Origin of the sequence: Clostridium lundense DSM 17049, from assembly GCF_000619945.1 — a bacterium.
GTDB classification, from domain to species: Bacteria; Bacillota; Clostridia; order Clostridiales; family Clostridiaceae; genus Clostridium_AO; species Clostridium_AO lundense.
The window spans coordinates 49,570-63,113 of sequence record NZ_JHVC01000014.1; the positions used below are offsets into that span (position 1 = coordinate 49,570).

General features: G+C 29.0%; 24 protein-coding genes. 1 reads left to right on the forward strand and 23 read right to left on the reverse strand.

The window, feature by feature from the left end:
* Positions 1-38 precede the first annotated feature (38 nt).
* The 21 genes from T514_RS0115580 to T514_RS0115690 form a co-directional block, all read right to left on the reverse strand.
* Positions 39-410 carry a hypothetical protein gene (locus tag T514_RS0115580; RefSeq protein WP_027625619.1) on the reverse strand — a complete coding sequence of 124 codons (372 nt, stop codon included), beginning with the start codon at positions 408-410 and terminating at the stop codon, positions 39-41.
* An 80-nt stretch (positions 411-490) separates the two neighbouring features.
* Positions 491-1,009, reverse strand: a complete 519-nt coding sequence (locus tag T514_RS24720) for a GNAT family N-acetyltransferase (protein WP_051542073.1) — start codon at positions 1,007-1,009, stop codon at positions 491-493.
* Positions 1,010-1,077: 68 nt separating this feature from the next.
* Positions 1,078-1,860 (reverse strand): class I SAM-dependent methyltransferase, encoded by a 783-nt coding sequence (locus T514_RS0115590; RefSeq protein ID WP_027625620.1) that lies wholly within the window; start codon positions 1,858-1,860, stop codon positions 1,078-1,080.
* 188 nt (positions 1,861-2,048) lie between these two features.
* A complete protein-coding gene (locus T514_RS0115595; RefSeq protein WP_027625621.1) occupies positions 2,049-2,240 on the reverse strand; it encodes a hypothetical protein in 192 nt (63 codons plus the stop codon).
* Between the two features lie 65 nt (positions 2,241-2,305).
* Positions 2,306-2,776: a hypothetical protein gene (locus T514_RS0115600; RefSeq protein WP_027625622.1), complete on the reverse strand. Its 471-nt coding sequence runs from the start codon at positions 2,774-2,776 to the stop codon at positions 2,306-2,308.
* A gap of 359 nt (positions 2,777-3,135) precedes the next feature.
* Entirely contained in the window at positions 3,136-3,258 is a 123-nt protein-coding gene (locus T514_RS27575) for a hypothetical protein (protein WP_278246528.1), read from the reverse strand.
* The gene (locus T514_RS0115610) at positions 3,239-3,655 is read right to left on the reverse strand and encodes a 2-thiouracil desulfurase family protein (RefSeq protein WP_027625623.1); all 417 of its coding nucleotides are present in this window, start codon (positions 3,653-3,655) and stop codon (positions 3,239-3,241) included. The genes T514_RS27575 and T514_RS0115610 overlap by 20 nt, the downstream gene beginning before the upstream one ends.
* Before the next feature lie 188 nt (positions 3,656-3,843).
* Complete coding sequence (locus tag T514_RS0115620) at positions 3,844-4,257, reverse strand: GNAT family N-acetyltransferase (protein WP_027625624.1); 414 nt, start codon at positions 4,255-4,257, stop codon at positions 3,844-3,846.
* 92 nt (positions 4,258-4,349) lie between these two features.
* The gene (locus tag T514_RS0115625; RefSeq protein WP_027625625.1) at positions 4,350-4,715 is read right to left on the reverse strand and encodes a hypothetical protein; all 366 of its coding nucleotides are present in this window, start codon (positions 4,713-4,715) and stop codon (positions 4,350-4,352) included.
* A 247-nt stretch (positions 4,716-4,962) separates the two neighbouring features.
* Entirely contained in the window at positions 4,963-5,478 is a 516-nt protein-coding gene (locus T514_RS0115630) for a GNAT family N-acetyltransferase (protein WP_027625626.1), read from the reverse strand.
* A gap of 24 nt (positions 5,479-5,502) precedes the next feature.
* Complete coding sequence (locus T514_RS0115635; protein ID WP_027625627.1) at positions 5,503-5,952, reverse strand: hypothetical protein; 450 nt, start codon at positions 5,950-5,952, stop codon at positions 5,503-5,505.
* A 174-nt stretch (positions 5,953-6,126) separates the two neighbouring features.
* Positions 6,127-6,471: a hypothetical protein gene (locus tag T514_RS0115640; protein WP_242850613.1), complete on the reverse strand. Its 345-nt coding sequence runs from the start codon at positions 6,469-6,471 to the stop codon at positions 6,127-6,129.
* A gap of 161 nt (positions 6,472-6,632) precedes the next feature.
* Complete coding sequence (locus T514_RS0115645; protein ID WP_027625629.1) at positions 6,633-7,046, reverse strand: DUF3788 domain-containing protein; 414 nt, start codon at positions 7,044-7,046, stop codon at positions 6,633-6,635.
* Between the two features lie 122 nt (positions 7,047-7,168).
* Entirely contained in the window at positions 7,169-7,582 is a 414-nt protein-coding gene (locus tag T514_RS0115650; RefSeq protein ID WP_027625630.1) for a RidA family protein, read from the reverse strand.
* A gap of 177 nt (positions 7,583-7,759) precedes the next feature.
* Complete coding sequence (locus T514_RS0115655) at positions 7,760-8,029, reverse strand: CD3324 family protein (protein WP_027625631.1); 270 nt, start codon at positions 8,027-8,029, stop codon at positions 7,760-7,762.
* A 433-nt stretch (positions 8,030-8,462) separates the two neighbouring features.
* Entirely contained in the window at positions 8,463-8,909 is a 447-nt protein-coding gene (locus T514_RS0115665; RefSeq protein WP_027625632.1) for a DUF6678 family protein, read from the reverse strand.
* 254 nt (positions 8,910-9,163) lie between these two features.
* Positions 9,164-9,697 carry a hypothetical protein gene (locus T514_RS0115670; protein ID WP_034869345.1) on the reverse strand — a complete coding sequence of 178 codons (534 nt, stop codon included), beginning with the start codon at positions 9,695-9,697 and terminating at the stop codon, positions 9,164-9,166.
* Positions 9,698-9,875: 178 nt separating this feature from the next.
* On the reverse strand, positions 9,876-10,244 hold the full coding sequence (locus T514_RS0115675) for a hypothetical protein (protein WP_027625634.1): 369 nt from the start codon (positions 10,242-10,244) through the stop codon (positions 9,876-9,878).
* A 43-nt stretch (positions 10,245-10,287) separates the two neighbouring features.
* A complete protein-coding gene (locus T514_RS0115680) occupies positions 10,288-10,701 on the reverse strand; it encodes a DUF6892 domain-containing protein (RefSeq protein ID WP_027625635.1) in 414 nt (137 codons plus the stop codon).
* A gap of 242 nt (positions 10,702-10,943) precedes the next feature.
* Positions 10,944-11,231: a hypothetical protein gene (locus T514_RS24725; protein WP_051542074.1), complete on the reverse strand. Its 288-nt coding sequence runs from the start codon at positions 11,229-11,231 to the stop codon at positions 10,944-10,946.
* Between the two features lie 157 nt (positions 11,232-11,388).
* A complete protein-coding gene (locus T514_RS0115690; protein WP_027625636.1) occupies positions 11,389-11,850 on the reverse strand; it encodes a hypothetical protein in 462 nt (153 codons plus the stop codon).
* A gap of 555 nt (positions 11,851-12,405) precedes the next feature.
* On the opposite strand from T514_RS0115690, the gene T514_RS26720 reads away from it, so the two are divergent.
* On the forward strand, positions 12,406-12,489 hold the full coding sequence (locus T514_RS26720) for a putative holin-like toxin (RefSeq protein ID WP_156939967.1): 84 nt from the start codon (positions 12,406-12,408) through the stop codon (positions 12,487-12,489).
* A 219-nt stretch (positions 12,490-12,708) separates the two neighbouring features.
* Here T514_RS26720 and T514_RS0115695 read toward each other — a convergent pair whose 3' ends face one another.
* The gene (locus T514_RS0115695; protein WP_242850614.1) at positions 12,709-13,305 is read right to left on the reverse strand and encodes a GNAT family N-acetyltransferase; all 597 of its coding nucleotides are present in this window, start codon (positions 13,303-13,305) and stop codon (positions 12,709-12,711) included.
* Entirely contained in the window at positions 13,274-13,528 is a 255-nt protein-coding gene (locus T514_RS0115700) for a hypothetical protein (protein ID WP_027625638.1), read from the reverse strand. The genes T514_RS0115695 and T514_RS0115700 overlap by 32 nt, the downstream gene beginning before the upstream one ends.
* Between the last annotated feature and the right edge of the window lie 16 nt (positions 13,529-13,544).

Sequence of the window (13,544 nt, forward strand, 5' to 3'; positions counted from 1 at the left end):
TACAATTGCGAATTAACTTAACGATAAATTACTATTTATCAAATTCCAGATTTAATAAAAGATATTAGTTCCTCAACATTATCAAAATCATCATAATCTCCATTTATTCCTTCTCTATGATATACTACCCCTTTTTTTTCATTTCTCTCTAAACAATCAAGAAGATCCTCGATTCCATACCTCTTAATAAATAAAGTAAATCCATAAGGCTTTATTTTGTTTAATAACCCCTTATGACATTCTTCCTTACATAAATAACAAGCAATTATATCTTTTTTAATAGAACATTTACGATTTTCACACCACTCTTTATCTGGACATTCACCTGAATTGCAACCAGAACATTTTGTATTTTCTTTACACAGACAACAAGCAAGTCCACAACGTGCAATTCCTAATTCTCTTTTCATTTTAACACCTCTTAAAATTACTATTTATCTTTCACTAAAAAATTACTTATCTTTTTATTATAAATATTATTGTAAAACTATTAAATTAAAATTTCATATATTTCTTCTTCAAGGATTCTTCCATCTGAAGTTTCAACTTTTTTATACTCTGTTACCAATTTACCTCCATAAAAAAGTGGTATCTTTTTACTTGAAATATTTCTTCTGTCAACAGGATAACATAGTTTTTTAACGCCTAAACTTTGGGCATAATCTATTACTCCGCCAATCGCCTCTCTACCATAATGATTTCCATGATAAGAAATTTTAATCCAGATGCCTAGTTCAGGAGATTCATTTTTCAAGTTATGTAACGAAACAATTCCAATAAATTCACCACTTGATTTGAGAGTAATTGCATAAACATAATCGGTATTGTTTTCTCGACCTTCTATAAATCCTTTCACAATCTTATATATTTCATCGATATTTTTTACCACTTGTGGCTCCATATAGGTAACTATCTGTTCATTAAAATTTTCAAATATTTCTTTTATATGCACCTCTGATACGGGAACTAATATCAAGTTGCTTGTTTCAATATTTATTAATGTATTCATACACTATCTTCTCCTTTTAAATCTGCAATTCAAATTATTACTATTTATCAAACTGTATGTTATGGAGGTTATGGTTTTCTTGCAAGTTGTACGTCTATTGTATCGTATACAGTAATAATACCGCCATTATCATTAATCGCTTCTCTTATTTCATTAAAGAATTTCATTCTTGTTGTTTCTTCCATAGCAATGTGGTCTGAATAGGTACCTAATAATAATGTATATTCATCAGCTGTAAAGGTTCTTGTTCTATGATAAAGCTTATAACTTATATCTATAAATCCATATTTATAAGCTATATCCGCTATATTTTTAGCATTTTCCTCGCTATATTCATCTCTAACTAATGAACCTGGCATATACTTTGCATATATATTTTCAAATGCAATATGTATATTATTATTTTTCTTGTCTTTGTATGGGTGATTCGCAAATCGTGCAAAAACGCCACCGCTTTTTAGCATATCAAATACTTTAGTATATCCTATATCTTCAGGAATCCAATGAAAAGCTGTTGCTGAAAAGATCAGATCAAATGAATTAGGAGGACACTCAAAATCTTGAAATGCCAAATTTTTAACATTAAATTTATCATAATTTTTAAATTTATGTTTTGAAAATTCCGCTAACTGGTCACCTAACTCAATTGCAGTTAAACTACAACCTGTTTCAAGTATTGGCAATGTTGCTTGTCCGGTTCCTATTCCAACCTCAAGCACATTGCTTGATGAATTTATTTCTTTTACATGAAAAATATCATCATATAGTTCTTTAACATAAGCAGGACGCCACTTGTCGTATTCAATGTAAACAGAGTTAAATGTGGTTTCTAAACCTTTAATTATTGACATTTTTTATCCCTCCCATTATATAAATAATTTCCTCTACAAATTAATTAAACTGGATTACTGAATAAATGATATTTTTTTAGGTAACTCGCCTATTTTTTTATAATCTACATAGATATGATATATTATATGTATAGCTAAATAATGAAATTTCATTTCATAAATATAAAATGCATTCTTACACTCCTTTGTTATTTTAATTCGGCCTTCATCGACAGCCTTACCCCATTTTCCTCTTCATTAAGCACACTTTTCTCAATAGAGCTTAATCCATCATATAAAAGACAGCCTTCCTTCTTATTTGGTAGATTCCAATTTGCTCCTGAATATTCATATATTAAATAGCCATTACTTTCTTCTTTATATCTGGCATAACCTTGCAAATCCTAAACTCATTTATATCCTCCATAAATTGAAATTTCATCTTTACAACCTATTATCGTATAAATTACCAGTATTTCATTTCTGACGGAATGTATTTGTCATATTTTCCTGCTTTATCATACCCATTCCACCCATATGGCATATACTTTTCATATAACCCTGGTTCCGTAAAAAAGGAATAGAATTCTCTTTTATCAAAATCAATATAAAAAATTGGTGTGGCAGCATAATGTACATCTATATCACCATATAATTCTTTATATATTATATAGTATTCTTTTAATTCTTCCTTACTTACTTTAAAATCCACAACTCTGGCTAGAAAACTAACAATGTTTTTTTCTGATAATATTGAAAAACCATATCTAATATCATCTTCATATTCAGGTATTTCATGCTCTTTCCCTATGAAAGCGTTTTTTAAAATTTCCTCATTCAAAATCCATATTTCTTTATCTGTGACATAGTATTGTAGAAAATTATTGAATTTTATCAAAACAACTACCGTATCTACTCCATCCGGTTCTAGCATCATTTTTATCACCTCTAAAAATATAAGTTCTAATCATATATTATAAATAAATTATTCTTAGATAATCTCACTTATAAATTCCCATTTATCTTACACTAAAAAATTACTTATCTTTTTATTATAACATATTTTGTAAATACGCCATTACTTATGATACAATTTTTTCATGCACAAAAATAGTCTTAACCAAGTAATATTAATGGCTAAGACTATAAAACTCATTTTATTCTTATATTTATTTTTACTAGCACTATTAACATTCATAGTGTTACTTATTGATAAAATGTTAAAAAAATAGTAGCTCCTACCCGCAATTGGACGCTACTATTTTTACAAACTGGAAATTTAGTGATACCAGTTGCCTAAGCAACAAATTTATCCATATCCTCTTCTTTTAAATATGTATATTGTCTCTCTAAATTATATCTTTTAGTACTATAAAAACCTATTACAAATTGGAATTTATCAAATATCTTCTGAATCAATTACTTTATAGCCCTTCTCAATCAATGCTTTAGCAAATAGTCCGTTGCCTTTAATTAATTTTCCATTAAAGTTTCCATCATATATTTTATTAACTCCACAAGTAGGACTTCTTGATTGTAGAATTGCTAAATCAATATTTTCATCTTTTATCTTCTCTAATGCCAATTCAACACCTTTTTCATATTCTCTATGAACATTTCTACCATTACATTCGGTAACACATCCATCTACTATTTCAGCAGAAGCCCTTGGAATACTCATTCCTACTAACATTTCAGGACAAATCTCAATTATTTCTTTATCCTTTAGAAATTCTACAACTTTGGCATTTAAATTGTTCCCACCATTATATTTACAATTACATCCTGTAATGCAGGCACTAACCAATACTTTCATCTTCATCACCTTTCCAAATTACTGATTTAACTTTTTTCTGTATATTAATAATTGAAATTCTAAGCTATGGCATTATAAAATTTACTTTGTAGGTTTTCTTCTCCTAATTCATCCATTTTAGCTTCTATTTCTTCTAAGTTCATTTCTTTCACCCAACCTCACTAATAAATTGAAATTTGTCTTTATGCTTAAAGAGTTTTAGTAAAATAATAGCGTTTTCCTGTGACAGGATAGTTTTCTAATACAAATACTTCCTTGTACCCATGCTTTTTATAAAATTCAGGTGCTTGAAAACTAAAGGTATCTAAAAATGAATACTGGCAACCTCGCTCTTTCGCTGTTTGTTCTGCCTTATTTAAAATATTACGTCCAATACTATGACCCCTTAATTCTTCACTTACCCATAGAAATTTTATAAACAACCAATTACCATGTGTATTTCCAATTAGTCCAGCAACTTTTTTGCCTGTTTCATCTTGTAAATAAACGCCTAAATCCTTTGGATTCTTATCTTCAATTCTTGCTAAATTATATTCTAATAAACCTTGAAAAATAATATCTTCATCTTGTTTTTTAATTTCATCAGTAATCTCAATTTTCATTTTAATTCTATACCTCCGTTGTTGACATCCAAACATAGATAAATTACTATTTAGCTATGTATTATACTCATAATCTTATTGAAAAACTGGAATTAACCTCTTTTACTGATTTCATCTATTATTAATGATTTTGAAATATACATCGCTTTTATTATGTTCTTAAAGCGAGTGTGATGAGAGGTTCCCTCCGCAAATTTTAGCTGTGCTTTTTCACATTTGCTGATAATTGAAGATACGGGGCGTAGTGCCTCTATCAATTCTTCTTTTGTATATTTGTCCATAACATTTTCATCTGTTATTAATGATTTTGAAATATACATTGCTTTTATCCTGTTCTTAAGGAGGGTGTGATGAGAGGTTCCCTCCGCAAATTTTAGTTGCATTTTTTCACATTTACTGATAGTTGAAGATACAACTTGTAGCGCTTCTACCAATTCTTCTCTTGTATATTTGTCCATAGCATTTCACCTCAAATTTACTATTTATCTTACACTAAAAAATTACTTTTTTATTATAACATATTTTGTAAATGCACTATTACTTATGATACGTTTTAATGTTACTATTTCAAGGTGATTTGTTCTTAATAGCACTATTAACATTAATAGTGTTACTTATAGAAAAAATCTCAAAAAATAGTAGCCCCGTGTGCAAATGGTTAGCTACTAATTTTTTTATTATAAATATTATAAATTGGAATTTGTGTTACCTTAATACTTCTATTTCAAATCCATATTCACGCAATATAAGGTCATCATCGATTCTTTCTTCATAAATTCCACCTACCTGTCTAAATCCGTTTTTTAAATATAAATTTATAGCTGGTTTATTGATATCCACAACAAAAAGCCTTAAATATTTAGCATGCTTCTGCTTAGTGAGTGTAATAGCATGATTAAGCATTATACTGCCAATTCCTCGTCTTGAATAATCAACATTAACTCCAAAGCGGTCAAGATATAATGCCTTGTCATGGGCATTTTCCCATTTCACATAACTTTCTCCAGCATTTGATTCACATAATGCAAACGCTGCAACTATATCATCATGCTCCTCCACCAATAAATAAAGACGATTATTTTCAATATCATCGCTAAAAAACTCGCAGGGATAGATTTCGTCCCAAATTGGTATGTTGTTTCTGTTCATATTATCAATAATATTTCCATACATAGCTTTGAGTTTTGATAAATCGTTACTATTAGCCAATCTCAAATCCATATCACTTCACCTCAAAATTACTATTTAACAATAATATATATCTTTGTTTTCCCATCCTAAATTATTTTTAATAAATATTGCCTCCAATTCAATGTTTACATATTCTCCCCAGTAACGCATAACCGCTTTATTTTGTTCTATTGATATCCAAGATAAGGCTACCATATAATTTCTAGCATCAAAAGAACTCTTATTATAATTGAGTTCACAGAAATTCTGAACATAGTTATCAAATGTTGGAATTTCAGCAAGTATTTCTTTTATCAAATCTCTAGTTATTTCTTGTTTATCATTCAAGTAAATTTCTAATTCGTCATTGAAAAGGATATCCAAATATATTATCTCATCTATAGTTTCTATTTTTTCAAATTTGGCTAAAATATCTTCCTTTATGAATCGATTCCGTTTAAAATAGTTTTCTTCTTTGCTCTTTGTTCCGCTTTTAGTTATTTTTAAATTGATGTTATCATCCAACTGTGAATATCCTCCTTTGAATGAAACTTTAATTATTGTCTGTCGCTAATTTATCAAAGACTTTCATGATATATGAATTTCTCTCTTTTTGCTTTGTATAAAGAACAAAAGTTTTCCAAAAATCTAAATTTGAATTTGTTAAGCTATAGGGTATACTCATAATAAAAATCTTAGCTAAATGCAAGAGCTGTCAATTCCATCAAAAATAAATTTTTCTTGATCTTCATCATAAAAAAAATGAACTTCAAGTCCTAAATAATCATCAATAGTCATTCGTTTTGAATTTGGGTGAAATCCCAAAAAACGTGTCATAACACTGAGATAATCAAAATCCTCAAAATAAATATCTCCAATATACCACTCACCAGTCATTTCACAATTTCGAGGAAACATATCAATGCTATCATTACAAACATTTTCATCGTTCACATAATCAGTTATTTCACTAACTATATTTTTTAAAATTTCATCATTATGCTTTTCAAATAATGCTTTAAGTGATAAATCTCCGAATATCATTCGTGGTTGTAGCTTATTTTCATAAGTCACATGCACATTATTTGTATTAAGATTTGGTAAAAAAATCTGTTTTAACTCTAAACCCATAGTATTTATCTTCTGTTATATAAATAATCTCCAATCCAAATTAGAAATAGGTTTGTGGTATTGGAATTTCACAATCACTTTTTATTAGGTCTTCTTTTAATAAGCAACAATTTTTCCATATCTGCAAGTAAGGAAGTATCTGTTAATTCAAACATCATCCATTTTCCGTCATGGTAGGTCTTTGTTTCATCATAGATTTTTTGCACTTCAAGGGAATAATTTTGTTTATCTGCCTCAAATTTTGTCCGCTCATTTTTTCCCAAAATAACCATAAAGCCTAAGCAATTTTCTTTCGCATATAATGCACAAAGCGTTTTTCCACCTCTACGATATTTGTATTCATATTTCCATGCTTTGCCTCCATTATTCCATAAATGTTCCATGTCATATTTTTTCTCGATCATATCACATAATGCTGCCCAAACTTCAAATAATGGTTTCCCAATTAAAGCAATCAAATCCTCGCTTGTAGGTGCTTTATCCAACATATTTTAGTCTCCTTTTTATATAGTTAGAATTTTGAATAATGCGGTGTTTTTGAAAGATATTCGTTTTTTCAATTGTTAAGCTAAATAATAATGGTGCGAATTAGTTCAACTCTATACTTCAATCATTTTGTATTGTTTTCTACTGCTGCTACTGCTTCAATTTCCACCAATTGATTTGCATATCCTAATACTGTAACTCCAGATAAGGTGCTTGGAACATCATGATTACCAAACTTTTTTCTTATTGTTTCCCATGCAGTTACCAAATCTGACTGATTGTGAGATGCTACAAGAACTCTGGTATATACTACGTCTTCCAAAGTAGCCCCACAGTCCTTCAGTGCTTCCTTCAAATTCTCTACACAAAGTTTTGCCTGAAGCTCATAATCACTCATACTGGGTACTTCTCCGTTTTTATTAATAGGACATGACCCCGCCAAAAATAATAAGTCCATTCCTGAAGGTATACGTCCAGCATAAGCATAATCTACTGGAGCTAAATTTGTAGAATGAATTAATGATATTTTTTTATTCACTTTGATTCTCTCCTTTTCTTATAATACCTACAAGAAGAATTACAAATTCATTTTTTAAATGAATTTTATCTTCAATATCATTTTAAAGCTTCTACATTTTTTAAGAAAGATAATAATCATTTCTATATCATCTTTTACACAAAAGCTACCACACATTACAAGAGTGGTAGCTTTAACCTACTTATCTTTTTTATATACAATTTTCTTAATACTACTATCTGAAAGAAAGAATTCTTCAGCCAGATTGCTAATTGATTGCCCACCTATATATTGGTTTAGAATCTTTGCATTTCTGGCTTTTATATAATCTCGACTTTTAGATTTTTCACCCCATCTTTTTCTCTTTTCAGGGAGGGAAGGGATGTATACATATTCACCTTGAATATACTTTTGAATTTCTTTAACCAAATCATCTGGTAATATTCTATCAATTCTTACATATTTCATAAAGCTCACTTCCTTAAACTTATTGTTTAATTAAGGAAACAAAGCCTGTATATGTATGAATTTATTTATCAAAAGCGACTAAATATCTATCCCTGTGCAAATTGTCGCCCAAACTCATACCTACAGACTTTGCACAGGGCATTTTAATCATTTTTCTATCCATGAGATTAATATTCATAATATCACACTCCCTGTTTGTATTAAATCAATTATATTCTTTATTAAGAGGATGCGTAATTCATTACCATTCCGACTTCATTACTAGTAATTATATCATGTACAACCAATTAACTCCATATAAACCATATATGAAAGAAGATTTTAAGCAATTTTTTCACCGCATTATTTATTTTTCATTTGTGACATTAAATAAGAAATATCTTACAGAACTAAAGCTAAAATTATGTTACCTAACTCTACAAATTGAAATTTATCAAACCCTTTTATATCCATAAATTACGTAGGTATCATTATCCTTTTCATAATTAATATTATATTTATTAAGTATTATTAGAAACTCTTTTTCAGCATCATGTATAACCTTTTTAGAACACAATCGTCCTCCTTTTGTTTCATAATATCGTGGTCTGACCTTAATCCATTCTATTAAATAATACTTTAGATAGACAAAACTTTCTTCATCATATCCCCCAAAATAATTTACATCTGAAGCAAAGTGAGTATAATATGTGCTATCATCTTCAACTTCATATATTGTTTTAATTATATATGGAGGTGGAAATGGCATTTCCTCAAGCATAGCCTTTCTAAATTCTTCCCACTTTGTATTGTTCATGAAAGAAACAAGCTGCTCCTTTTCAATATATTCTCTTGCTTTCTTTTTTGATTTTTGAATACGTGCGTTTTCTATACTTGTCATTCTTTATTCCCTCATTCTATAAATCACCATTTATTTAGTTATTTTATATATTTCATATGTCGCATTGTAATCACACTTTTGGTATTGAGCAAGTGTATTTTCGTTTTTCTTAATGTGATAAGCACCAGACCATCTACAAACAGTTACAGCCAGTAAAGCAAAGTTATCTGCTGGACTTTAATTCGTAATATAAGAATGTTACGAACTAAAATTTACATTAATGTTCTATCATCCTGTAAATAAAGCGTTATCTTCTAAATAACGCCTTTACTTTTTAAATATTTTTCATAATAAGGTAAAAATACATTATAATATTGATTAATTTCCTCAATTTCTCTGTAAAATTCTTTTTTTACCTCTAAATGCTGAACGTTCTCTAAAGCCATTGAAAATCCTGAATCCTCATATCTATTCAGTAAATGGTAAAAATATTCACATGAAAATTTCACCATTTCCGTTCCATCAGAATATACTCCTGCATCATTTAAGAATGTTGCCCAAGAAATTTCTCTTCTACAATATTTTAAATAAAGACAGCCAATATATAAATCGTCAAATTTATTACCTATATAATGTTCAAAAGGTTCTGAATGAATATACTCGTATAAAATATTTAAAGCAGAACCTCTATTTTTTTCTATAGAAATATCTAATATCCAAGAAGGAGGATTATCAGATATTTCAATAATTTCATCACACCATAAATAGTAGTGTTTATACCATATTAGTCGTGAATCAATCATAACTGCCAATTTTCGTGCAAACTCTTTATCTAAATTAAACTTCATGTTCAAGCCCACCTTTAGTTAATATGTAATTTACAACAGTTGCGTCACAATATTTTACTATTCCATCAAAGTTTAAGAAAATTATTCATTTTCTCAGTTGTGACGTTAAAAAAGAAAGATACGACAAAATTGAATATAAAATTATGTTACATCAAGTCCACAAATTGGAACCAGGTTATCACTCATGAAAATCTTCTGAGACTTCAAAATTAGTATAATAATCCACGAAATCATCAATTAATAACTGTCTGTTACGCACATATTGATATTCTACGCCCCCATTTTCAAGACTTTCTATCCATTCACCATCTACCATACAACCAACATCCATATTTATACTATATTTTGCCTTCTTAATAATTTCTACATCATTAACATCACCTATACAAAACAAATACCCGCATAGGAAACGTAAATATTCACTGCTACCATTTTGATAGTTAATAATCTCTTTTTCCAAAAGTTGTCTGATTTCTGCATGATATTTGTGACTAAAATCGAAGTCATATCTCTTTATTAAAGCTTCTGCACGTTCTTCATTATTCAAACTTATTCATCCTCCTAAATTAGAATTTACCAAATAAGAAAAATTATATTACTTCAATGCCTTTTTCTTTAAATTCATCCATCAATTCCTCTGAACACATTGCAATATATTCTACTTTTTTTAAGTTTAGTAAATTTTCAAAACCACCTACACTTTTTACATTAAACTCTTCAGACTCTCCATCCCAGTTAGGCATAATCATGAAATAAATATCTTCTCCACCATCAAAGCAAAGCTCTGTAATAAGTAACAAGTCTTCTTTTGTAAGCTTTAGATCTTCAAAAAACTCAACCATCTCTGGAATACACTCAAATCCATCAGTATCATAAGTATCAACATATTTTTCATTCATTTTCTCAAGTGCATCTGTAAAGCTTGTCTCTTTATCCAAAAGACTATTAATTACAACCAGTTTAAATCCAAAATCTTCAAAAATCCCACTTTTATCTTGAAACATTTCTATACCTCCATAATTCTTTATAACCTCTAAATTTATTTAATAAAGATAGTTTAACATATTTGTAAATATGGCATTGTTCAAATTTACAGATAGTAAAAAAACACTTATATAAAATACCTCATTAAGTGAATTGTAAACAAAACTTAATCAATGTATTTAAAGCATATATTTATTTTCCAAGGTTTTATATTAATCAACAAAATTACTATTTATATTACTCGGCCTTAAATTGGAATTTGTTAATCTGTTGAAGACGCAGCAATTACAACAAATATATTTGGCATTTTATCATATATAGTCCAGTATATAACCCCCCACCATTCTAACCCATAATCAAAATAATTAGACCATTTATGTTCCCAATATGCATCTGATGTGTTCCAGTCTATTCCACTACACCAATCATATATCTCAAGGTTCTTAATATGAGAAAACAACATATTGTTAACATGAAAAAAATCCTCTTCCTTTAATTCGCTGCCATATGGTGGGTCAAGAAAAGCATGTATTGCCTTGACCTTTATCATTTAATTTCTTAATTAATGAGTAAGCAGGATGATATATGATCTCTTTCATTTTTTTAACTCCTTTAAACATTTATTAAATACTTGTTATAATATTTGTTTTATTCGACAAATGTAGAAATTGGAATTTCAGCACCTTACCATCCTTTTGCTTATTAGACTATATAGATGATGAATCAATACCTATTATTTCGATATTGCCATCATTATGTATGATAAAGTGAACTTCAAGGCCAAGATAATCCTGTTCAGTAGGAGCAGTGATAACTCCACCGCAAAACATCTCGGTAAAGTGAGTAAGAATATTGCCTTGTATTCCATTTCCACACCAACTGTAATATTCCTCGGCTACATAATAGTTACCCGTCATGCAATCATTTCGCGGAAACATACCTTCCTGAGAATTACATAAGTCCTCTGTATTAACATATTCCAAAACAGCTTGATACACTATTTCATCAAGCCGAGTTTTTGCTTTAATAATATGACAGTATCCACTTTCTTTTACATTTTCAAATATATAACGAGGACTTGTAGGCTCTTTTCCAATATCCCAACGCACATAATCGTTATTTGAATTTTCTTTGGTAAATATCAGCTTATTAAGTTTTTCAAAATTCATAATCATACTCCTTTATCCACCACTTTAACTTGTTGGCTGCTATCTCGAAATCCTACTAAATCTCAGACGAATTTCTGTTTAACTACCTCTTGCTTATTTAGCCATTTAATCTATCATCACTTAAATCCCAATCCTTAATTAGTTGCTCTATTGGAATTTATCATGTTTTCCATAACATAGTTTGTTAATTTAATACCTTTTCTCTTAAATCTATACTTCCCGTTGCTCATACATTTAACTGTTCTTCTGTATTGTAAAATAGTTCAGCTAACACTATACAATCTAATGGTTTATATTTTCTTATAATCATGCCTTTTCCTTTCAGAACACCCATTCACAGACTAATATACTGGAATTGGTAGTTTTGTGTTATATTTATATTGTAAAACTATTAAATTACTATTTATCAGTTAGTTTCATTATGGATTAATTAACATTTATATGAATTAATTTACAATTACTGATATACAATTATATATTAATTCTATTATGTTGTAAATTATTCAACTAAAACTTCTTCAATCACATTAGAAAAAATATGGTTAAGGAACTTTAATGTTACTATTTCAGGCAGGATCATTTTTACTAGCACTATTAACATTAATAGTGCTACTTATAGAAAAAATCTCAAAAAAATAGTAGCCCCCCTGTGCAAATGGATAGCTACTATTTTTAAGTATTAAATTTAATAGTGATACCAGCTGCCTAAGCAACTAGAATTGTATATGAGTAGAGTGTTGACGCACTCTACTTTTTTTATTATCTACATTTTTTATTTATATTATATCAAATTTTTATTAAAGATAAACCTAAATAATTTTTCTACTTAAAAATTTTTAACTAATAGATAAATTGGAATTACAATGAAATCCAATATACATACATTGGCTTTTTATCTATATATAATTTTTCCTCAGTTCTTATCCCACCACATCGTTCAATAGTTTTTATCGAGGCTATATTGCTAGAGTAGCAACCAAGCATAACTTTCTCAAGTCCTACTGTCCTCTCAAATTCAAGTGCCATTTTCAGCATTTGTGTGGCGTAGCCTTTACGCCTCTCCGATGGACGTACAGAATAACCAATGTGTCCCCCGTATGCAGCAAGGAAATCATTGTTGATGTTATGCCTGATATCAATTATACCTATGATTTTATTATCGGCCTTTCGTATTACAAAAAACGTATTGGCAACAACCCAGTCACTTCTCACAGTTTCAGGAGAGCTGTTGTTTAATGTGTTGACAAGCCAATTATCATATATCATTTGGTCAAGCAACGCACTGCCATTGATAACTGTTTCTTCATAATCAAAAAATTCTTGTTTAAATTCTTCAGCCTGATTTTTATACTGCACAGTTGGTGTCCTAAATTCAAGAATTTCCATATTAATCACCTCAGTAAATTGGAATTTATCACACAACCTATATACTACATCGTCTCGCATTCCAGCCATGCTTGCCTGCATCAAAAATAATAATTTCTTTATTACATTTCTGACAAATTAGTTTTACAATCATTTTGTCATTACTTTGATAAATACTAAATGTCTCACTGCCACAGGAACATTTAATATTGCCTTTTACTTCATATTCATTATTATTAGTACTGACTAATTGAAAAAACTCTTTAATATGTCTAGGTATTGGATACTCCACCATTTTCCACCTACTTTTCAAATTGCTATTCTCCTTA